Consider the following 21,084-nt stretch of genomic DNA (forward strand, 5'->3'; position numbering starts at 1 on the left):
CTTCCTTTCTTATTTGGTATTTTAGTCATTCAATTATTTATATATTTGATTTGAGCCTGCCACCCAGCCAGTACAGAGGGCAGAAGTGATGTTAAAGCCACCCGTGTGGGCATTGATATCCATGACTTCACCTGCAAAGTGGAGTCCAGGAACTAGCTTACTTTCCAGGGTTTTAGGATTAATTTCCTTAAGACTGACACCTCCTTTGGTAACAAAGGATTTAGCTAAGGACATCTTACCAGTTACAGGAATTTTAAGTCCTTTAATGGACTGGACAAGTTGATCGCATTCCTTTTCAGTTAGCTGTTTGACTTTTTCTGGATATCCTTGCACAAAAAATTCCGCCAAGCGTTCTGGTAACAAGGTTTTTAAGGCATTTTTTAGAGATTTTTCCCGGTTTTCTTCTAGAAATGTAGCCAAGTCCTTCTCAGAAAGTTGAGGCAAAACATCCAGTGAAAGAACCTCCCCACCCTTGACAAAGCTGGACATACGCAGGGCAGCAGGGCCTGACAAACCAAAGTGGGTAAAGAGCAAATCATGAGTGATGACATGCTTACCATAGCTTAGGGTCACATCGTCCAATGAAATTCCTTGCAAGGCCTTGTGTGGAAAATCTGTCAACAAAGGACTTTCAGCTGCCTCAAGCTCGGTAATGGTGTGTTTAAAATGACGGGCAATCTCATGACCAAAACCAGTTGAACCAGTCGAAGGATAGGACTTTCCACCAGTTGTGACAATGAGTTTATCACAAGTGAAGCTTTGGTCTGCGGACTTAAGGACAAACTGGTCGTCTACTTTTTTTACCGAAACGATCTCTGTTTGAGTAGCAACTTGGCCACCTAATTCAGTGATTTTCTTTTCCAAGGTCTCAATAATAGTCCGAGATTTGTCGCTAGCAGGAAAGACACGGCCGTGGTCTTCGACCTTAAGTTTGACCCCATTTTCTGTAAAAAAGTTAATGATATCATGGTTATCAAATTGGGAGAAGACACTATAAAGAAAGCGTCCGTTCCCAGGGATTCCAGCTAGTAGGTCATCTAGAGTTCCGTTGTTAGTTACATTGCAGCGTCCCCCACCAGTACCAGCTAATTTTTTTCCAAGTTTCCGATTTTTTTCGATGAGGAGGGTTTTCTGTCCATAAAAGCTACTCGAAATCGTAGCCATCATACCAGCAGGTCCTCCACCGATGACAATAGTATCAAAATGTTTCATAGCTCTATTGTACCACAAAAAAACAAGAGATGAAGTCACCTCTTGTCAAGAATGCAATTAATCAATTTCATATCCCATCAGCAAACCACCATCTTCTGCATAAAAACTGCAGAGACCAGATGTTGGGAGAATTTTAATATCCGCCTGTGGGAAATTTTCACGGATTCGGTCTGAAAGCTGTTGGCAACATTTCTCGTTATTGCGTTGAGCCATGACAATACGACCACCAGCATATCCTGCTTTCACTAACTCTTCATATGCTGCCTGAATCGATTTCTTTGGTCCCCGTGCTTTTTGTAGCAATTCGAGAGTTCCAGTTTCACTAGCTTCTCCGACCATACGGATATTTAGAAGGCCAACGACCGTACCGATAAGCTTGCTCAAACGGCCGTTTTTCACCAAGTTATCGACTTTAGCTAGGACAAAGAGTAACTTGGTTTTCTTTTGATAGGCAGTGATAGCTTCAACCACTTCTTCAAAAGACAATCTCTGGTCAATCAAGTCATTTAACTTTTCTACGAGTAAGTCAACTTCCCCACCAGCAGACAAACTATCAATTACATGAATCTTAGTGTCAGGATGTTCTTCCAGATAAATATTCTTGGCTAGTTGGGCACTATTGTGACTGCCAGAGAGAGTACCTGTGATGGTTACTAGGAAAATGTTTTTGGCTCCTTCAAATGCTCGCAAATAGTCATCTGGACTTGGACAAGCTGATTTTGAAGCTTCTGCAGTGGCATACATGGTTTCCATCATTTGGTCAATATCAAGACTGGCATCATCAACAAAAATCTGATCAGCTACTTGAATGGTTAAGGGAACACTTACAAAGGTCGTGTCAATAGCTGGTTTTGCCAGTTGACGATAATCACAACCAGAGTCAGCAATAATCTTCCAAGTCATAGAAATTCTCCATCTTTGTCAGTTATACATTGACAAAGGTTCTGTCTTTTTTTACAATTATATCATGAAAACCCTTGAAACAAAAGCCTTATCTGTCTGTTGTGACAAGTAGAAAGAAAATGTTATGTCTGAACGTAGAATCTCTGAAAAATCTCTTGAAAATCTCAGAAAATCAAACCAAGAATCCAATTTATTAACTAGAGAAGCCATCGAAACAGCCCTCTTGCAGCTCTTGGAAAAAAAGGACTTGACCAAGATTAGTATTTCTGAATTGGTCAAACGTGCAGGCGTTTCGCGTGCGGCTTTTTATCGCAATTATGATTCTAAAGAGGAGATTTTAGAAAGCGTCTTTAAACGAACTGTCCACAATATTATGGAACAGTTGCATCATTATGATTTAAAGACAGACCTTTATCTGGTCTGGGTTCACCTTTTCCGAGAAGCAAGAAAGGAAGCCAGAGTGATTCAACTGGCCTTGGATTACCATCTGGAAAAAATCTTTATCCAAGCTATGCAGGAATTTCTAGAAAAATACCATGGGAAATCAAAAGGTGTCAGCTCTTATCTTCATTCCTTCTGGAGTTCAGCCATCGTCTCAGTCCTTTTAAAATGGATCAAGGATGGCATGAAGGTACCTGCTGAAAAGATTGCGGATTTACGGTTACCATTTTTTAAAAAATAGAGAAAAAGGAGAAGAGATATGACTGAAAAAAGACTAGCATGGGATGAGTATTTTGCAGCCCAAGCCTTACTAATTGCCAATCGTTCCACTTGTAAACGTGCCAAAGTGGGTGCAATTCTGGTTAAGGATAATAAAGTTATTTCCACTGGTTATAATGGTTCGGTGTCAGGTACCGAGCATTGTATTGACCACGAATGTCTGGTTATTGAAGGCCACTGTGTTCGCACCCTTCATGCCGAGGTCAATGCTATCCTTCAAGGTGCAGAACGTGGTGTTCCTAAAGGCTTTACAGCCTATGTAACCCATTTTCCTTGTCTGAACTGTACTAAACAATTGCTTCAGGTCGGTTGCAAGCGCGTGGTTTATATTAATCAGTACCGAATGGACGACTATGCCCAATACCTTTATCAAGAAAAAGGAACAGAATTGACCCATTTACCACTTGAGACAGTACAGGCAGCTCTTAAAGAGGCTGATTTAATGTAAAAATTATCAAAAATAAATGGTTTAGAAAGATTTTTAAACCGTTTTTTGGTATAATAAGAAGAATAAATTGAAAGAAGGAATTCCAAAAATGGGAAAAATTGAAGTTATTAATCATCCACTGATTCAACACAAATTGTCAATCTTGCGTCGTACAGATACTTCTACAAAAGCTTTCCGTGAGCTAGTAGATGAGATTGCAATGTTGATGGGATATGAAGTACTTCGTGATCTTCCACTAGAAGATGTGGAAATCGAAACACCAATTACAAAAACAGTTCAAAAACAATTGGCAGGTAAGAAATTGGCCATCGTTCCAATCTTACGTGCAGGTATTGGGATGGTTGATGGGCTTTTGAGCTTGGTTCCAGCTGCTAAAGTTGGTCATATCGGTATGTACCGTGATGAAGAAACGCTTCAACCAGTTGAGTACTTGGTGAAATTACCTGAAGATATTGACCAACGTCAAATTTTTGTGGTAGACCCAATGTTGGCAACAGGTGGCTCAGCAATCTTGGCTGTTGATTCTCTTAAAAAACGTGGCGCATCAAATATCAAATTTGTCTGCCTTGTATCTGCACCAGAAGGTGTAAAAGCTCTTCAAGAAGCTCATCCAGATGTAGAAATCTTTACAGCAGCCTTGGATGAACGCTTGAACGAACACGGTTATATCGTTCCAGGTCTTGGAGATGCTGGGGACCGCTTGTTCGGTACAAAATAAAATTAAAAAGAGATTGACTTGGAAAAGTATTTCCAGTCACGAAAGGAGGTTGAATTTTTGTTTCTGTCTAATGAAAACAGAGCAAAAATTTGACCTTTTTTGACCTAGATATTATAATAGTCTTATCTTCAGTCATTTGACCAACAAAATTAAAACTCAAAAGGAGAATTGAATGATTCCTGTAGTTATTGAACAAACAAGCCGTGGAGAACGTTCCTACGATATTTACTCACGTCTTCTCAAAGACCGCATCATTATGCTGACAGGCCCAGTTGAAGATAACATGGCTAACTCGGTTATTGCCCAATTGCTTTTCTTGGATGCCAAGATAGTACAAAAGATATTTACCTTTATGTCAATACACCTGGTGGTTCTGTTTCAGCTGGTTTGGCAATCGTTGATACTATGAACTTTATCAAGGCAGATGTCCAAACCATCGTGATGGGTATGGCCGCATCTATGGGGACGGTCATTGCATCAAGTGGAGCAAAAGGCAAACGTTTCATGCTTCCAAATGCTGAATACATGATCCACCAACCAATGGGTGGCACAGGCGGTGGTACCCAACAAACTGATATGGCGATCGCTGCAGAACACTTGCTTAAAAATCGTAATACCTTGGAAAAAATCTTGGCTGAAAATTCAGGTCAGTCAATCGAAAAAGTTCACGCAGATGCAGAACGCGATAACTGGATGAGTGCCCAAGAAACACTTGAATATGGCTTTATTGATGAAATCATGTCCAACAATTCATTGAACTAATGATTAAAGAAGGCAAACTCGACTGGGTTTGCTTTTTTTGGTATAATAGGGAGAGATTTCTTAGAAAGAGGATTTATCATGTTTGAAAAAGTAAATCGATCTGGCTTGATTATCTATCTTTACTATAATCGTGATGCAAAAAAACTGCAGGATTATGGAGATATTACCTATCATTCCAAGAAACATCGTTACTTACAACTCTATGTTCCAACTCAAGAAGTGGAGCAATTGGTCGGGCGCTTGAGCAAGGAAAAATTTATTAAAAAAGTTAGAGTTTGTCATATCCAAGAGCTAGAAACACCCTTTGTGGGCAATCTTTATCGAGAGGAAAACGTTATCATCGAAAAAGTTCAAGAAAAGTGTTGACAATTTTCTGATAATTCGATATATTCTTAACATGCTATTTATTTAAGAAATAAGGAGACCAAAAAAGATGAAGAAAAAATTTGCCCTATCGTTTGTGGCGCTTGCAAGTGTAGCACTTCTTGCAGCCTGTGGAGAAGTGAAGTCTGGAGCGTCAAACGCTGCTGGTAACTCAGTAGAGGAAAAGACAATCAAAATCGGATTTAATTTTGAAGAAACTGGTGCCGTAGCAGCCTACGGAACATCTGAACAAAAAGGTGCCCAACTTGCTGTTGATGAAATCAATGCAGCAGGTGGTATCGATGGAAAACAAATCGAAGTAGTTGATAAAGATAACAAGTCTGAAACAGCTGAGGCGGCTTCAGTAACAACTAACCTTGTAACTCAATCTAAAGTATCAGCAATCGTAGGACCTGCGACATCTGGTGCAACTGCAGCTGCGGTAGCGAACGCTACAAAAGCAGGTGTTCCATTGATCTCACCAAGTGCGACTCAAGATGGATTGACTAAAGGTCAAGATTACCTCTTTATCGGAACTTTCCAAGATAGCTTCCAAGGAAAAATTATCGCAAACTATGTTACTGATAAATTGCAAGCTAAGAAAGTCGTTCTTTACACTGATAATGCTAGTGACTATGCTAAAGATATTGCTAAAGCTTTCCGTGAAGCTTACAAAGGTGAAATCGTTGCAGATGAAACTTTCGTAGCAGGTGACACAGACTTCCAAGCAGCCCTTACAAAAATGAAAGGGAAAGACTTTGATGCTATCGTTGTTCCTGGTTACTATACTGAAGCTGGTAAAATTGTAAACCAAGCGCGTGGTATGGGAATTGACAAACCAATCGTTGGTGGTGATGGATTCAACGGTGAAGAGTTTGTACAACAAGCAACTGCTGAAAAAGCATCAAACATCTACTTTATCTCAGGCTTCTCAACTACTGTAGAAGTTTCAGCTAAAGCAAAAGCTTTCCTTGATGCTTACCGTGCTAAGTACAACGAAGAGCCTTCAACATTTGCAGCCTTGGCTTATGACTCAGTTCACCTTGTAGCAAACGCAGCAAAAGGTGCTAAAAACTCAGGTGAGATCAAGGATAACCTTGCTAAAACAAAAGACTTTGAAGGTGTAACTGGTCAAACAAGCTTTGATGCAGACCACAACACAGTCAAAACTGCTTACATGATGACCATGAACAATGGTAAGGTTGAAGCAGCAGAAGTTGTAAAACCATAATAGAAAAATGTTGAAATAGGGAATGAGCCTCGGACTCACTCCCTGTTTCGGTGTTTAAGAACCTATCAAAAAGTGAGGGGAAACCCTCAAAATTATAAATAGAAAGAGTGAATCTTATGCTCCAACAACTAGTAAATGGTTTGATTCTAGGTAGTGTTTACGCGCTGTTAGCCCTAGGATATACCATGGTTTACGGAATTATCAAGCTCATCAACTTCGCCCACGGTGATATTTATATGATGGGAGCCTTTATCGGTTATTTCTTGATTAATTCTTTCCAAATGAATTTCTTTGTAGCGCTTATTGTAGCTATGCTAGCGACAGCCATTCTTGGTGTCGTGATTGAATTTCTTGCTTACCGACCTTTGCGTCACTCTACTCGTATTGCTGTTCTGATTACAGCTATTGGGGTTTCTTTCTTATTGGAGTATGGCATGGTCTATCTGGTTGGTGCCAATACCCGTGCTTTCCCTCAAGCGATTCAAACAGTTCGCTATGATTTGGGACCAGTTAGCCTAACAAACGTGCAGTTAATGATCTTGGCCATTTCCTTGATTTTGATGATTTTGTTACAAGTCATTGTCCAAAAAACAAAGATGGGGAAAGCCATGCGTGCTGTATCTGTAGATAGCGATGCGGCACAATTGATGGGGATAAATGTGAACCGTACTATCAGCTTTACCTTTGCTTTAGGTTCAGCTCTTGCGGGTGCGGCTGGTGTTCTGATTGCCCTCTATTATAACTCTCTTGAGCCTTTGATGGGGGTTACTCCAGGTCTTAAATCTTTCGTTGCCGCTGTACTTGGTGGTATCGGAATTATTCCTGGTGCGGCTCTTGGTGGCTTCGTGATTGGTCTATTGGAAACCTTTGCGACAGCCTTTGGAATGTCAGACTTCCGTGATGCCATTGTTTATGGAATCTTGTTGTTGATCTTGATTGTCCGCCCAGCTGGTATCCTTGGTAAAAATGTGAAAGAGAAGGTGTAAGCGATGAAAGAAAATTTAAAAGTTAATATTCTATGGTTACTCCTTTTGTTAGCTGGCTATGGCTTGATTAGTGTATTGGTTTCAGTCGGAGTACTCAATCTATTCTATGTACAGATTTTACAACAAATTGGAATTAATATTATTCTGGCTGTTGGTCTCAACTTAATCGTTGGTTTTTCAGGACAATTTTCACTTGGTCATGCTGGTTTCATGGCGATTGGTGCCTATGCGGCAGCGATTATTGGTTCTAAATCACCAACCTACGGTGCCTTCTTTGGAGCTATGATTGTAGGTGCTTTGCTTTCAGGAGCAGTTGCCTTACTTGTCGGAATTCCAACCTTGCGCTTGAAGGGGGACTATCTTGCGGTAGCAACTCTTGGAGTATCTGAAATTATCCGTATCTTTATCATCAATGGTGGAAGTATTACAAATGGTGCGGCAGGTATTTTGGGAATTCCTAACTTTACAACTTGGCAAATGGTTTACTTCTTTGTCGTGATTACAACCATTGCAACCTTGAACTTCTTGCGTAGTCCAATTGGACGTTCAACCCTATCCGTTCGTGAGGATGAAATTGCTGCTGAGTCAGTTGGGGTTAACACGACTAAAATTAAAATTATCGCTTTTGTCTTTGGTGCCATTACTGCAAGTATTGCAGGGTCACTTCAGGCAGGATTTATCGGTTCAGTTGTACCGAAAGATTACACCTTCATCAATTCAATCAACGTTTTGATTATTGTTGTATTTGGTGGACTTGGTTCCATTACAGGTGCGATTGTTTCAGCTATTGTCCTTGGAATTTTGAATATGCTTCTCCAAGATGTTGCTAGCGTGCGTATGATTATCTACGCTTTGGCCTTGGTATTGGTAATGATTTTCAGACCAGGTGGACTTCTTGGAACATGGGAATTGAGTCTATCACGTTTCTTTAAAAAATCTAAGAAGGAGGAACAAAACTAATGGCATTACTTGAAGTAAAACAGTTAACCAAACATTTTGGCGGTCTAACAGCTGTTGGAGATGTGACTCTTGAATTGAACGAAGGGGAACTGGTTGGACTAATTGGTCCAAACGGAGCTGGGAAAACCACTCTTTTCAACCTCTTGACGGGTGTTTATGAATCAAGTGAGGGAACAGTTACCCTTGATGGTCATCTATTGAATGGAAAGTCACCTTATAAGATTGCTTCTTTGGGACTTGGACGTACTTTCCAAAATATCCGTCTTTTTAAAGACTTAACCGTTTTGGACAATGTTTTGATTGCCTTTGGCAACCATCACAAACAACATGTTTTTGCTAGTTTCTTACGCTTACCAGCTTTTTACAAGAGTGAAAAAGAATTAAAGGTTAAGGCTTTGGAATTGCTGAAAATCTTTGATTTAGATGGTGATGCAGAGACTCTTGCTAAAAACCTCGCCTACGGACAACAACGTCGTTTGGAAATTGTTCGTGCCCTTGCTACGGAACCTAAAATTCTCTTTTTAGATGAACCAGCCGCAGGCATGAACCCGCAGGAAACAGCTGAATTGACTGAGTTAATTCGTCGTATCAAAGATGAATTTAAAATTACAATCATGCTGATTGAACACGATATGAATCTGGTCATGGAAGTAACAGAACGCATCTACGTACTTGAATACGGGCGTTTGATTGCTCAGGGAACTCCGGACGAAATTAAGACCAATAAACGTGTTATCGAAGCTTATCTAGGAGGTGAAGCCTAATGTCTATGTTAAAAGTTGATAATCTTTCTGTGCATTACGGCATGATCCAAGCAGTCCGTGATGTAAGCTTTGAAGTTAATGAAGGAGAAGTTGTTTCCCTTATCGGTGCCAATGGTGCTGGTAAAACAACCATTCTCCGTACCTTGTCTGGATTGGTTCGACCAAGTTCAGGAAAGATTGAATTTTTAGGTCAAGAAATCCAAAAAATGCCAGCTCAAAAAATCGTGGCAGGTGGTCTTTCACAAGTACCAGAAGGACGCCACGTCTTCCCTGGCTTGACTGTTATGGAAAATCTAGAAATGGGAGCTTTCTTGAAGAAAAATCGTGAAGAAAATCAAGCAAACTTGAAGAAAGTTTTCTCACGCTTCCCACGTCTTGAAGAACGCAAGAACCAGGATGCAGCCACTCTTTCAGGAGGGGAACAACAAATGCTTGCCATGGGACGCGCTCTAATGTCAACACCAAAACTTCTTCTCTTAGATGAACCATCAATGGGACTTGCCCCAATCTTTATCCAAGAGATTTTTGATATCATTCAAGATATCCAGAAGCAAGGGACAACTGTCCTCTTGATTGAACAAAATGCCAATAAGGCACTCGCAATCTCTGACCGAGGTTATGTACTGGAAACAGGAAAAATCGTTCTATCAGGAACAGGAAAAGAACTTGCTTCATCAGAAGAAGTCAGAAAAGCATATCTAGGTGGCTAAAACAATCCAGTGGATTGTTTTGGAGATGAATTTGAATAGCTCCCAAATTTGAGTCGTTCTCTTATTGTATTTGAGGAGGTTATTGGCCATAAGTATCAATCCCATGTCAATTCTCACTTGATGCTTCCCTCTCAGATTACATCTCTTGTAACCCAAACAAGCCTTTATCTGCCCAAAGACAGGTTCCACATCAATCTTGCGTTGAGTGAAAATCTGTCTTCCTTCGGGAGATAAAAGCGTCTGGCATTCTTTAGTTTTTAAGTGCTGATAGCGTTCATTAATATACAGTCCCTTTTGAGGGGCTGATTTAGGTTCATCAGCGTAGTAAACCTTGATTTCCTGTTGAAAGTCCGTCTGTGTTTTCTGATGTTTGATATGGTGAAAACGATAATACCAGCCGTAAGGATGTGTGTAGCTATCCTCCTTGTCAAACATGGCATATTTAATCAGATGGTTCACCTCCTTTTCATCTAAACGAAGGAGATTCTCTTCACTTCCATATCCAGCATCTGCAACAATTGTTTTCAATTCATGCGGATAGGTTTCAAGTAAGGGGAGAAGAGTCTTGGTATCTGTCGGATTTGAGAAGACATCATAGTGAAGAATAAATTGGTTTCCAGTAGCGATTTGAAGATTATAAGCAGCCTTGAGTTGGCCATTTTTCATATGATCTTCTTTCATTCGCATAAAAGTGGTATCTGGATCGGTTTTGGAAAAGCTGTTGAGCCCTTTAAATGTCTCTTGATACTTCTCATACTGTTCAGCACATACTGAAAAATCATCTTTGACTTTACGCAAGACTTTCTTGAGTTTACGACGCGGGATTTTACGTTCATCCTTCCCTTTAACAGCTGTCTCCTCAATGTTCTGGTTCAGTTTTTCCAATTCTTCTTCAAGGACTTGAGCGAATGCAAGCAACTGCTCTGAGGAGATAGGCTCTTGTGTATCCAGTTCGATAGCTTGATGGATAAGGGGAGTGATTTCTTCTTGAAAATAGACTTGTATCTGTTCTTGCAGTTTGGCGGAGAATTTCTCTGTCGCTTTCTTCCACACAAAACTATACTTGTTGGCATTGGCTTCAATCTTAGTACCATCAATAAACAGACAATCTAAGGTCACTAACTCTTCCATTTTTAAACGAAGATTGAGGTCCATGAAAAGATTACGTATGAGTTCTTCCATCCCTTCAGCGACTCGAAAACGATTGATGGTGCGATAGCTGACAACCAACGGTCCTGTTAGGTATTGCATAGCGAGATTTTCAATCATCATTTTTTCAATTTTTCGTCCAGAGAAAATCCTTTGTGAATAGGCAAATAGAAGAGCAGATAAAAGCATTTTAGGGTGATAAGACGGACGAGCAAAGGTATGATAGAAGGCGTGGAAGTGACAATCCTCCAAGGTATTCACCACTTTTTCAATAGTAAAGACGAGATGGTCTTATGGTAAGAAAGAACTGATTTCTAGTGGTAAAGTTGTTTGATTTGTGTTATAGTGAATATGCATGGGATAGCCTTTCTAAATGGTTTATTAAGCAATTCTATTTTACCAAGACTATCGCAACCATGCAAAAAAGCAACGGCAAATCCGTTGCTTTTTTGGAGATAAAGTCCTTAGGCTACAAGTTTCTAAGGGCTTTTCTTTGTGTAAAGTCGTATAATAGATGCAAGAAAAGTTGGTTTTTACACGCTAGATGAACTCGTTCCGCAAGACCATTTTCTTCGTCAAGTTGAGCAAGTTATCGATTTTTCCTTCATCTATGACTTGGTCGCAGATACTTATTCTGAGGATAAAGGACGTCCTAGTTTAGACCCTGTTATGCTGGTTAAAATCCCTCTCATCCAATGTTTCTACGGTATCCGTTCCATGCGCCAAACTATCAAGGACATTGAGGTCAATACCGCCTATCGCTGGTTTCTGGGTTTGAGCTTAAACGATAAGGTTCCTCATTTTACCACTTATGGCAAAAATTACAATCGTCGTTTTCAAGATAAGGAAGTAATAGAGGAAATTTTTCATTATGTTCTATCCATTGTATGGGGACAAGGTTTGATTGACCCGACTGAGGTTTTTATTGATGGGACTCATATCAAGGCCGCAGCTAATAACCACAAATATACTCATCAAGTTCTAGACAAGCAAGCTAAGTTTATGAGTAAGCAACTGGAAGTTGAGATTGACTTAGATCGGAAAAAGCACGGAAAAGAGTCGTTCGAGCCTGCAAAAGAAAGCTAGGCTGAGCCGAAGAAGACTTCTACTACCGACCCTGAAAGTGGTTGGTTTCACAAGGGAGAGCATAAGGAAGTGTTCGCCTACAATGCCCAAGTAGGGTGCGATCAGCATGGATGGGCACTAGCTTATAGTATCGATGCTGGCAATGTGCATGACAGTCAGGCTTTTCTTGCACTTTTTGAACAGTTGAAGAGATTCCAATCTGACTATCTTATTGCCGATGCTGGCTATAAGACTCCAAGTATTGCAAAATTCCTCCTTGACCAAAATATTACACCTGTATTCCCTTATACTCGCCCTCGTGGAAAGAAAGGGAAGCTTCACCCTAAGGACTTTATCTATGAGGAATACTATGACTGTTACCTTTGCCCTGAAAATCACGTGTTAGCCTACTCTACAACAAATCGCGATGGCTATCGTGAGTATAAAAGTGATCCTAAGATTTGCGCAAATTGTCCTCTGTTATCCAGTTGCACAGAAAGTAAAAAGAAACAGAAAATCCTTACTCGCCATATTTGGAGGGATTATTTAGAGATTTGTGAGGAGATTCGGCATCAAAAGGGAAGTAAGGAACTTTACCAGAAACGTAAAGAATCGGTGGAGCGGCTTTTTGGCACAGCCAAAGAATACCACAATCTACGTTATACAAGAGAAGTGGGTAAGTCCAAAATGAAGGCAAAAGTTGGACTTGCTTTGGCGTGCCTGAATATCAAAAAATTGGTAAAAGTGATGGCGGGGAAGCTTTTTTATTTTTCGCTGAAAACTATTTTGATAAAGATTTTAGCCTATTTTGAGAATAGTAACGCTGAAGATATAAAAAAGACAAACATTAAAACGATGTTTGTCTTCAATCTGAAACAACGGATTTGCCGTTATTTTTTTGGAGATAAGGGACTATTGTCCCAGACTCTTTTTACTCTTTGTCAACTATAGTAGGTATTTATTTAATTAAGTTAGAGAGACGGATTTCATTTCTCATTTTTCTAGTATTAAATGAAATATAAATTTTAGATTTAAAACTTTTTTGATAAAAACCGAAGTCTGTAAATTTGTCTAGTATAATAATGGACATTTTAAATTTAAAAATGCTATAATGTGAGTTAGGGATCGATTACCTATGTAAAGCCATAAAATTGTGTAACTCCAGCTCAGAATGAAGGAATTTTCAAACTGCTAGGACTCGATCCTGTAATTACTATATAAATAAAAAAGGAGAAACCATGTATTCAAGAATGGAAAAAAATCACGGACAAAAAGTCCAGCGCTTTTCAATCCGTAAGTATAGTTTTGGTGCGGCATCAGTAGCTGTTGCAGCTTACATGATGTTTGGTGGAGCAGCAACTGTTCAGGCGGATGCTCAAGTTACACCAAAGACGGCATCTGATTCACAAACAGTCCCAGATGAAAGTAATCAAGCAGATTCAACCATGCCTCTAGCTTCGACTGGAACTGCTACACCAACAGCTGAGCAACCATCAACACCAGCGCCTGCAGCAACGCAACCAACAGCACCGACTGAAACACCAAAAGCCGAAGAAGCTCTAGCACCAGCTTCAAAGGCTGACACAAGCAAATTGGAAGCAGCTATTGCTCGTATGGAAGCAGCTCTTGAGAAAGCAGGTCTAACTGAAAAAACTGCCTCAGCCATTGAAGTAGCAAAAGCAGAACTTGCTAAGGCTCAAGCCCTTTTGTCAAACGATAAAGCGACACAAAAAGAAGTTGATTTTTCAACAAGTTCATTGAAAAACAGAGCTTTTGTTCTTGAAAGTATGCCAAAAGCATCTGCAGACAAGAAGGAAGAAAAAGAAAATAAAAATCAAGATTCACGTAATGGAAAAGCTATTCCAGGACATGGTGAAAGTGGATTCAGAGATGCAGCACCAGCGACAGGATATAAAAATGATATTAATACTGTAAATGCTGAATTAAAAGCTGCGATCGATAAAGTAAAAGTAGAAATTACAAAAGAAGAAGCTTTAGGTGAAGGTAAAACAAACAAAGAAAAACTAGATGTTTTACGTGCTATTGTAGCAAAAGCTGAAGAAGAAAAAACAAAAGCGACAACAGCAGCAGCCAAAGCCGATGCTACAGAACAAGAACTTCAAGCAGCACTAACAGAAGCAAAACAAGAAAAAGATAGACTGAATTACTATCTAAATAATGCCGAAAACTGGGGAGCTCCAATTAATAATAACAGAGCTGGTTATGGTAATAACCCAGCAAACGGTGTTTTTGAAAGCATGAGTAACGGATTTGGTGCAGTTGATTTCTCAGGTCCTGCAGTAGAATCAAAAAGTAAAACGATTGAAGATCAAGTAAATAATCTTCAAAGTGAAAAACATTACGGTAAAGTAACTTACAATTGGAAGACTAAAAAAATCACTGCAGCAGAAGCTGAAGCAGGTGCATTAAACGGTTGGAAAATTGGCGGAGCAAAAGACTATGTAAATGCTGTTAAGCCAGAAGCACCAACAGATTATACTGTTGCTGGTGATCGAACAGAAGCGCCAAAACCAGCGAAAGCTTATGATGACAATGGTAAACATGATGCTTCAACTGCTACTCAAAACCAACCAAATGCAGATGGTAAGTTCTTAGGTGGTGCGATTACTCTAGATGGAATGAAAAATGACGATAGAGGAAATGTTAAAGATAGAGATTACTATCTTGAATTAGGAAGTAAAGGTGTTACTTTATCTAAAGAATATGATGTAAACCCTAATTCTGAATTATTCTTCAATATGGTTTACAATGGAGCATATGGTAAAGCTGCACTTTCAAGTCAAGGTGAAGAATTAAGTGTAGAAATTACAGATGCTTACACAGGTAAGAAAATTGCTTCTATTCCAATGAGAGATGGAAGCACTCCAACGGAAGCTACAGGAAGACCAGCAGGATCAAATGAAGGAACACCTTCTGATAGTTGGAATAATATTGCAAGAATTTATCATGTTCCAGAAGGAACAAGTAAAGTTAAAGTTACCATCAAAGCAAAAGATGATGGTGATTTTAAAGGTGTTCAAGATGGATTCATTATCGGTGGTGTAGGAATTGCTACTGGTCCTGGTATGCAATTAACTACAAATGTTACTAGTGAAGGTAAGAGTGGAGAGTACGGATTTACAAAAGATAAATTATATAAACGTTCTCAAGAAGGTAAATTAAACCTTGAATTGAAAAACGTTGGTGGTGTTGAAAATACATTCCCTTACGGTGGTACATTTAACATTAAAGTACAAATTCCAAAAGGTGTTAAATTAGGTACAGTTGATACTACAAATTACAAAAAATTAGATCTATCTAAAGCAAATGGTGAATCTATTTGGACTGATCAAGGATACTTAACAAATGTTCGTTATGATGAAGCGACTAATACATTAAGTATGGATGTAAATGCAGTTCAATATGGTAAAAACAATCTAAAAGCTGCAGGAGAAACATCAAAAAAATTCTCAATTCCATTTACAACTGAAGATGATTATGTAGGAGATGCTACATTTAAAGTTACAGGAACAGGTGGAATGGGTACTCAAGATGCTGAAGGAAATAGAATTTACCCATGGTTATGGACTGGAGATAAAGGACCTTACGCTTATGATGGAAACTATAAAGCTAATGGGTTAAGATGGACTGATAATCCAGATTACTACTATAATAGAACAATCTATATTGATGCTCGTAAACCTAAATCAGCTACAGTTGAAGAAGTCCACACAGATAGTATTGTAGGAGATTCTGATGCGAAAAATCAAGAAAAATACTTATTAGTAAATACAGGTGACGCACCAGGTTCATTAACTCCGTCAGATGACGAAATTAAAGCTAATCTTAAAAAAGTAGCTGATAATAATGGAGTTACTCTATCAGATGAAGAAACAGCTAAAAGAATAGCTGAAATTAAAAAAGCTTTACAAATTGAAAATGAAATTGGTAAGAAAATCAAAATCACATTACCAAATAATGACATTATCGAATTAGAGAAAAAAGATGATGGTTGGTATCAAGGAGATACTAAAGTAGAAACAACTCCTGAAGGTAAATTAAAAGTAAGTCTTAAAGATGTTAGTCTTCATACACATGAAGGTAATGAGAAGATTGCTGCAACTTCAGTTTCACCAGTAGGAAACGTTTCTGAACCAAGTTATGCAAACATTGTCAACGAAGCTCCAAAAGTAGAAGCTAAGAAAGATATTTATGTTTATAAAACTAAAGCAGCTGACAAATGGAATGCTGATAAAGTTGTTGAAGTAGCAAAACCAACAGCAACTGACTTAGAAGATGATCGTGATGGGGATGAAACTACTAAACCGACGATTGCTGTAAGTAATGACGGCGGATTAGATACAACTACAGTTGGTGATTACACTGTGAAAGTACAATCAACGGATAGTGAAGGTAAGAAATCTACTGAAGCAGAAGTAACTGTTCACGTATTAGACTTAATTACAGTAGATCCAACAGTAACAACTGATCCAACAAATCCAAGTACAACAGCTCCAGTATCTCCAAAAACAGCAGATACACCTGTAAAAGAAGGAGACGAAAATCTTGGTAAATATCCAGCAGGAGTTACTCGTGAAGATTTAGTTAAAGAAGTAACACGTACAATTAAGTATCTAAAAGAAGAAGATGCAAACAAAGATGATGCAACTCCTTTATATGCTGAAAAAGTACAAAAAGTAACTTATAAACGTACAGCAACTGTAAACCCACAAACAGGAGATGTAACTTACTCTGATTGGCAAGTTTACAATGAAGCTGATAAATTAACAGATGCGACAGCTGATGGAACAAAAGGTAAATTCAACGCAGTTGATTCACCAGTTGTAGAAAATTACTTATTAGTAAAAGAAGCAGATAAAACAGTGGCTGAAAAAGAAGCTCCAGTTCCTGCACAAGATGGAACTGTTACTCCAGAAGTGACAAAAGTTCTTTATAAAGAAATTGGATCATTTACACCTGAGTATCCAGAAGGTAAAAAACCAACGAATGCACCAGAAAAAATTAAATATCCAAACAATCCAAATGACCCAACAAAACCTGGTGATTTTAGTAAAGTAACAATTCCTTATGTAGAAGGGTATGTTCCAACATATAATGGAGTAGAATTAACACCAGTTGATCCTGCAGATCCATCTAAAGGATACAAAGTTCCAGACAACTTTGACCCAACTGATAAATTCGGTAAAACTCCAATTCAATATGCACCTGGAATTCAAAAAGCTACAGTGAAATTCGTTTCTGTAGATAAAGATGGTAAAGAAACACCATTAGATGAGAAATTCAATATTACTGATCTTTCAGGTAAAGCAGGAACAAAAATTCCAGAAGACAAAATACAAGCTCGTCTTGATGTGTTAAGATCAATGGGTTACACAGTTAAAGAAAATCCATTTGATCAAGATCCAACATTTGATTCTGATTCAGATAAAGATCAAAACTTTACAATCAAATTAACTCCGAAAGTTTCAACACCAACTCCTGTTTATGTTGTAGAAGGTGATAAACCAACAGCAGGAAAACTTAAAGATGCGGTTACTACAGAAGGAAATGACAAAACTGTAGATGAAACTAAGATTCCAGAAACAAAAGGAAAAGTTGGAGATGATACATTAACTGTACCAGTAACAGTAACATACGGTTCAGGTGATAATAAACGTGAAGAAACTGTTAATGTACCAGTGAAAGTTGTTAAGGGATACCCACAATTAGTAGCAGTAAGTGAGGATAAGAAACAACCTTCTCCAGAAGATAATATTGATACTTCAGACTATCCAGATGACGCAACATATGAATACAAAGAAGAAGTAGATACAACAGCACCTGGAGATAAGAAAGTAACAGTAGTTGTTAAACAAGGGGATAAAGTACTAGTAGAAGTACCAGCAACAGTACGTGTAGTAGATAGCAAACCACAATTTGTTGTTGCAGATCCTAAGAAACCACAACCGGATGTTAAAGCAAGCATTACTCCAGATGAATATCCAACAGGAACTGAATTTGAATATAAAGAACCAGTTGATACAACAACAGCAGGTGAAAAAGAAGTAACAGTTGTAGCTAAATTAGATGGAAAAACAATTGTAGAAGTACCAGCTAAAGTAATGGTAGTAGATCCTAAGACACAATATGTGTTTGAAGACCCTGCAAAATCACAACCATCAGCTGATGAAAGTATCGATCCTGACCAATATCCAGAAGGAACTAAATTTACTTATAAAGATGGTGAAGTAGATACAACAACACCAGGAGATAAGAAAGTAACAGTAGTAGCTAAAGATGGCGAAGACAAACTTGTAGAAGTACCTGCAGTAGTTAAAGTATTACCATTAGTGAAACCTGAAGGATTAACAGTTCTTAAAGGAAGCGAAAACTTAGAAGCTGCAGTTAAAGCTAAAGCTGAAGAAGTAGTAGCTGCATTACCAAAAGATAAACTTCCTGAAGGTGTAACTGTAAAAGTTAAAGAAGTGAAAGCAGGAACTACACCAACAACAGCTGAAGTAACTGAAACAGGAAAACCAAAACCTGCGACAGTTGTTGTTGAATATACTGATGATAAAGGAAACGTTATTGGAACAAAAGAAGTAGAAGTACCAGTAACAGTAGTAGGATCAACACCAAAATCAGTAGTTGTGTTTGAAGGAACAACGCCTGAAAAAGATAAAGTTAAAGAATCTGTAACACCAGGACAAGGTGGAACAGTTGGAGAACCAACAACATTACCAGAAACAGCTGGAAAAGCTGGAGCTACAGATGTAACAGTAGAAGTCCCAGTAACTTATCCAGGAATGAAAGAACCTGAGAAAGTAAAAGTACCAGTTACAGTATTACCAGTAGCTAAAGCAGACGTAACAGTAACTAAAGGAACAACTCCAGACAAACTGAAAGAATTAGCAAAAGCTAAAGCTGATGAAGCAATTAAAGCAAAAGACTTTACAGATAAATTACCAAAAGGTGCAACAGTAACTGTTGGTGATATAACAAAAGCTATTGAAGAAAAAGTAACAGCTAACAAAGGAACTGGAGTAACAACAGTAGAAGTACCAGTAACATACACAGTAGATGGAAAAGACTACACAACTACAATCCCAGTAAAAGTAAATGTTAAAGGTTCAGATATTAAACCAGTCTACGTTGTAGAAGGTGACAAACCAAAAGCTGATGATGTAAACAAAGCAATCACTCCTGATACAGATGGAACTAAAACACCTGTCACTGATGAAGATATCAACAAAGCTATTCCAACAACAGAAGGTAAAGTTGGAGCTAAAGATGTTAAAGTAACAGCGAAAGTTACTTATAAAGATGGTGGAGAAGAAGTTGTAACAGTACCAGTAACAGTATTGCCAAAAGTTTCTCCAAAAGGTGTCGTTGTACCGAAAGATACTGATAAAGGTACACTTGAAAAAGCTGTTGCTGATAAAGTAAAAGAATCAGCTGAAAATACCAAAGGATTACCAGAAGGTGTAACAGTAACAGTTAAAGAAACTCCATTAACAACTCCAGGAACAGAAACAGCCGGTGAAAAAGACTCTGTAACTGTAACAGTTGAGTATAAAGATAAAGATGGAAACATTATTGCTACTAAAGAAGTTAAAGTGCCAGTAATCGTAACACCAAAAGTAACTCCAGTGGTAGTGGAAGTTGGAACTCCAGTCACAGCAGAAGATGTTAAGAAACATGTTGACCTACCAAAAGATTGGGAAATTACAAATGTTGGAGAAATTCCAGCGACAACAACACCAGGTGAAAAACCAACGGTGCCAGTAGAAGTGAAATTACCAAATGGAAAAACAGTTACAGTAAAAGTACCAGTAATCGTAACACCAAAAGTAACTCCAATCGAAGTAGAAGTCGGAACACCTATTACTAAAGATGATGTTAAGAAACATATCGAACTTCCTAAAGAAGAAGGATGGGAAATCATCGAAGATAACTGGGTAATTCCAACAACAGAAACAGCTGGGAAAAAATCAGGAGTTAAGGTTAAGGTGAAATTACCAACAGGAGAAATCGTTGAGTTAGAAGTACCAGTAACAGTAACTCCAAAACGTGGTTCTGACTCACAACCAAACAATGGCGGTGGAAATGGTGGTAACAACTACAGACCAACTCCTACTCCACAAAATGTTCCGTCAAGACCAACTGCTCCTGATCAACCTGTAACTCCTACGGAACCAGGACAGTCAGCAGCACCAAATCAAACTCAACCAGCGGCACCAGCTCAAGCAGATGCAACAGTAGCAACTGACACAGCTGCTAAACCAGCAACACCTAAATATGTTGATGGTCAAAAAGAATTGCCTAACACAGGTACAGAAGCTAACGCTAGTCTTGCAGCGCTTGGACTTCTTGGAGCCCTAGGTGGATTTGGACTTCTTTCTCGCAAGAAAAAAGAAGACTAAAAACTCATAGTTTTTGAGAAGATGATTCGTCATCTTCTTTTTTAGGCTCTTTGTCAACTGTAGTGGGTTGAAGAAAAGCTAAGCTCGAGAAAGGACAAATTTCGTCCTTTCTTTTTTGGCTCTTTGTCAACTGTAGTGGGTTGAAGAAAAGCTAAGCTCGAGAAAGGACAAAATTTGCCCTTTCTTTTTTGGCTCTTTGTCAACTGTAGTGGGTTGAAGAAAAGCTAAGCTCGAGAAAGGACAAAATTTGCCCTTTCTTTTTTGATGTTCAGAGCAATAAAAATCCTTTTTTTGAAGTTTTCAAAGTTTCGAAATCCAAAGGCATTGCGCTTGATAAGTTTGATGAGATTATTGGTCGCTTCTAATTTGGCGTTTGAATAGGGTAGTTGAAGGGCATTGACAATCTTCTCTTTATCTTTGAGGAATGTTTTAAAGACAGTCTGAAAAAGAGGATGAACCTGCTGCAGATTGTCTTCAATGAGTCCGAAAAATTTGTCAGGCTTCTTGTCCTGAAAGTGAAACAGCAAGAGTTGATAGAGATGGTAGTGGTGTTTCAAGTCTTCTGAATAGTTCAAAAGCTTGTCTAGAATCTCTTTATTGGTCAAGTGCATGCGAAAAGTAGGACGATAAAAACGTTTATCGCTAAGTTTACGACTATCCTGTTGGATGA

Annotated in this window: 14 protein-coding genes and 3 pseudogenes; 13 read left to right on the forward strand and 4 right to left on the reverse strand. The window is 38.7% G+C overall.

Annotated features, from left to right (window positions below; all coding sequences use genetic code 11):
- Nucleotides 1–33: 33 nt before the first annotated feature.
- Together aao and GEZ85_RS01375 are read right to left on the reverse strand one after the other, a co-directional pair.
- A complete protein-coding gene (gene aao / locus GEZ85_RS01370; RefSeq protein ID WP_153209064.1) occupies nt 34–1,212 on the reverse strand; it encodes an aminoacetone oxidase in 1,179 nt (392 codons plus the stop codon).
- 57 nt (nt 1,213–1,269) lie between these two features.
- Nucleotides 1,270–2,115 carry a DegV family protein gene (locus GEZ85_RS01375; protein ID WP_153199659.1) on the reverse strand — a complete coding sequence of 282 codons (846 nt, stop codon included), beginning with the start codon at nt 2,113–2,115 and terminating at the stop codon, nt 1,270–1,272.
- Between the two features lie 124 nt (nt 2,116–2,239).
- Between GEZ85_RS01375 and GEZ85_RS01380 the strand changes: the two genes are divergently transcribed.
- The 10 genes and pseudogenes from GEZ85_RS01380 (at nt 2,240) to GEZ85_RS01425 (ending at nt 9,777) form a co-directional block, all read left to right on the forward strand.
- A complete protein-coding gene (locus GEZ85_RS01380) occupies nt 2,240–2,797 on the forward strand; it encodes a TetR/AcrR family transcriptional regulator (protein WP_023943134.1) in 558 nt (185 codons plus the stop codon).
- 18 nt (nt 2,798–2,815) lie between these two features.
- Nucleotides 2,816–3,283: a deoxycytidylate deaminase gene (locus GEZ85_RS01385; protein WP_000136973.1), complete on the forward strand. Its 468-nt coding sequence runs from the start codon at nt 2,816–2,818 to the stop codon at nt 3,281–3,283.
- An 88-nt stretch (nt 3,284–3,371) separates the two neighbouring features.
- The gene (gene upp / locus GEZ85_RS01390) at nt 3,372–4,001 is read left to right on the forward strand and encodes a uracil phosphoribosyltransferase (protein WP_000515974.1); all 630 of its coding nucleotides are present in this window, start codon (nt 3,372–3,374) and stop codon (nt 3,999–4,001) included.
- 172 nt (nt 4,002–4,173) lie between these two features.
- A pseudogene (gene clpP / locus GEZ85_RS01395) lies at nt 4,174–4,763 on the forward strand (ATP-dependent Clp protease proteolytic subunit ClpP).
- 78 nt (nt 4,764–4,841) lie between these two features.
- Nucleotides 4,842–5,129 carry a YlbG family protein gene (locus GEZ85_RS01400; RefSeq protein WP_000462127.1) on the forward strand — a complete coding sequence of 96 codons (288 nt, stop codon included), beginning with the start codon at nt 4,842–4,844 and terminating at the stop codon, nt 5,127–5,129.
- Between the two features lie 67 nt (nt 5,130–5,196).
- Entirely contained in the window at nt 5,197–6,357 is a 1,161-nt protein-coding gene (locus GEZ85_RS01405) for an ABC transporter substrate-binding protein (protein ID WP_153209068.1), read from the forward strand.
- A 116-nt stretch (nt 6,358–6,473) separates the two neighbouring features.
- Nucleotides 6,474–7,343: a branched-chain amino acid ABC transporter permease gene (locus GEZ85_RS01410; RefSeq protein ID WP_000941427.1), complete on the forward strand. Its 870-nt coding sequence runs from the start codon at nt 6,474–6,476 to the stop codon at nt 7,341–7,343.
- Between the two features lie 3 nt (nt 7,344–7,346).
- Nucleotides 7,347–8,303, forward strand: coding sequence for a branched-chain amino acid ABC transporter permease (locus GEZ85_RS01415; protein WP_000662283.1), 957 nt, complete (start codon nt 7,347–7,349; stop codon nt 8,301–8,303).
- Nucleotides 8,303–9,067 carry an ABC transporter ATP-binding protein gene (locus GEZ85_RS01420; RefSeq protein WP_153209070.1) on the forward strand — a complete coding sequence of 255 codons (765 nt, stop codon included), beginning with the start codon at nt 8,303–8,305 and terminating at the stop codon, nt 9,065–9,067. The genes GEZ85_RS01415 and GEZ85_RS01420 overlap by 1 nt, the downstream gene beginning before the upstream one ends.
- Nucleotides 9,067–9,777 carry an ABC transporter ATP-binding protein gene (locus tag GEZ85_RS01425; RefSeq protein ID WP_000062200.1) on the forward strand — a complete coding sequence of 237 codons (711 nt, stop codon included), beginning with the start codon at nt 9,067–9,069 and terminating at the stop codon, nt 9,775–9,777. Before GEZ85_RS01420 ends, GEZ85_RS01425 begins: the two co-directional genes overlap by 1 nt.
- Here the strand turns inward: GEZ85_RS01425 and GEZ85_RS01430 are convergent.
- Nucleotides 9,766–11,283 (reverse strand): annotated as a pseudogene (locus GEZ85_RS01430) (IS1182 family transposase). The gene GEZ85_RS01425 and the pseudogene GEZ85_RS01430 sit on opposite strands and share 12 nt — an antisense overlap.
- Between GEZ85_RS01430 and GEZ85_RS10270 the strand changes: the two are divergent.
- From GEZ85_RS10270 to GEZ85_RS01440, 3 genes and pseudogenes are all read left to right on the forward strand, one after another.
- On the forward strand, nt 11,244–11,474 hold the full coding sequence (locus GEZ85_RS10270) for a hypothetical protein (RefSeq protein WP_322741421.1): 231 nt from the start codon (nt 11,244–11,246) through the stop codon (nt 11,472–11,474). The pseudogene GEZ85_RS01430 and the gene GEZ85_RS10270 sit on opposite strands and share 40 nt — an antisense overlap.
- Nucleotides 11,434–12,942, forward strand: a pseudogene (locus GEZ85_RS01435) (IS1182 family transposase). Before GEZ85_RS10270 ends, GEZ85_RS01435 begins: the two are co-directional and overlap by 41 nt.
- A gap of 287 nt (nt 12,943–13,229) precedes the next feature.
- Nucleotides 13,230–20,414: a Rib/alpha-like domain-containing protein gene (locus GEZ85_RS01440; RefSeq protein ID WP_153209072.1), complete on the forward strand. Its 7,185-nt coding sequence runs from the start codon at nt 13,230–13,232 to the stop codon at nt 20,412–20,414.
- 224 nt (nt 20,415–20,638) lie between these two features.
- Here the strand turns inward: GEZ85_RS01440 and GEZ85_RS01445 are convergent.
- A partial coding sequence (locus tag GEZ85_RS01445; RefSeq protein WP_194251496.1) for a transposase occupies nt 20,639–21,084 on the reverse strand: 446 nt, incomplete at its 5' end.

The sequence above is a fragment of the Streptococcus mitis genome (assembly GCF_009496205.1).
Taxonomy (GTDB): domain Bacteria; phylum Bacillota; class Bacilli; order Lactobacillales; family Streptococcaceae; genus Streptococcus; species Streptococcus mitis_BN.

Coding starts and splice junctions, on each gene's coding strand:
- upp (WP_000515974.1), top strand. CDS start 3,372: ATGGGAAAAATTGAAGTTATTAATCATCCACTGATTCAACACAAATTG.
- GEZ85_RS01415 (WP_000662283.1), top strand. CDS start 7,347: ATGAAAGAAAATTTAAAAGTTAATATTCTATGGTTACTCCTTTTGTTA.
- GEZ85_RS01400 (WP_000462127.1), top strand. CDS start 4,842: ATGTTTGAAAAAGTAAATCGATCTGGCTTGATTATCTATCTTTACTAT.
- aao (WP_153209064.1), bottom strand. CDS start 1,212: ATGAAACATTTTGATACTATTGTCATCGGTGGAGGACCTGCTGGTATG.
- GEZ85_RS01440 (WP_153209072.1), top strand. CDS start 13,230: ATGTATTCAAGAATGGAAAAAAATCACGGACAAAAAGTCCAGCGCTTT.
- GEZ85_RS01420 (WP_153209070.1), top strand. CDS start 8,303: ATGGCATTACTTGAAGTAAAACAGTTAACCAAACATTTTGGCGGTCTA.
- GEZ85_RS01385 (WP_000136973.1), top strand. CDS start 2,816: ATGACTGAAAAAAGACTAGCATGGGATGAGTATTTTGCAGCCCAAGCC.
- GEZ85_RS01410 (WP_000941427.1), top strand. CDS start 6,474: ATGCTCCAACAACTAGTAAATGGTTTGATTCTAGGTAGTGTTTACGCG.
- GEZ85_RS01380 (WP_023943134.1), top strand. CDS start 2,240: ATGTCTGAACGTAGAATCTCTGAAAAATCTCTTGAAAATCTCAGAAAA.
- GEZ85_RS01405 (WP_153209068.1), top strand. CDS start 5,197: ATGAAGAAAAAATTTGCCCTATCGTTTGTGGCGCTTGCAAGTGTAGCA.
- GEZ85_RS01375 (WP_153199659.1), bottom strand. CDS start 2,115: ATGACTTGGAAGATTATTGCTGACTCTGGTTGTGATTATCGTCAACTG.
- GEZ85_RS01425 (WP_000062200.1), top strand. CDS start 9,067: ATGTCTATGTTAAAAGTTGATAATCTTTCTGTGCATTACGGCATGATC.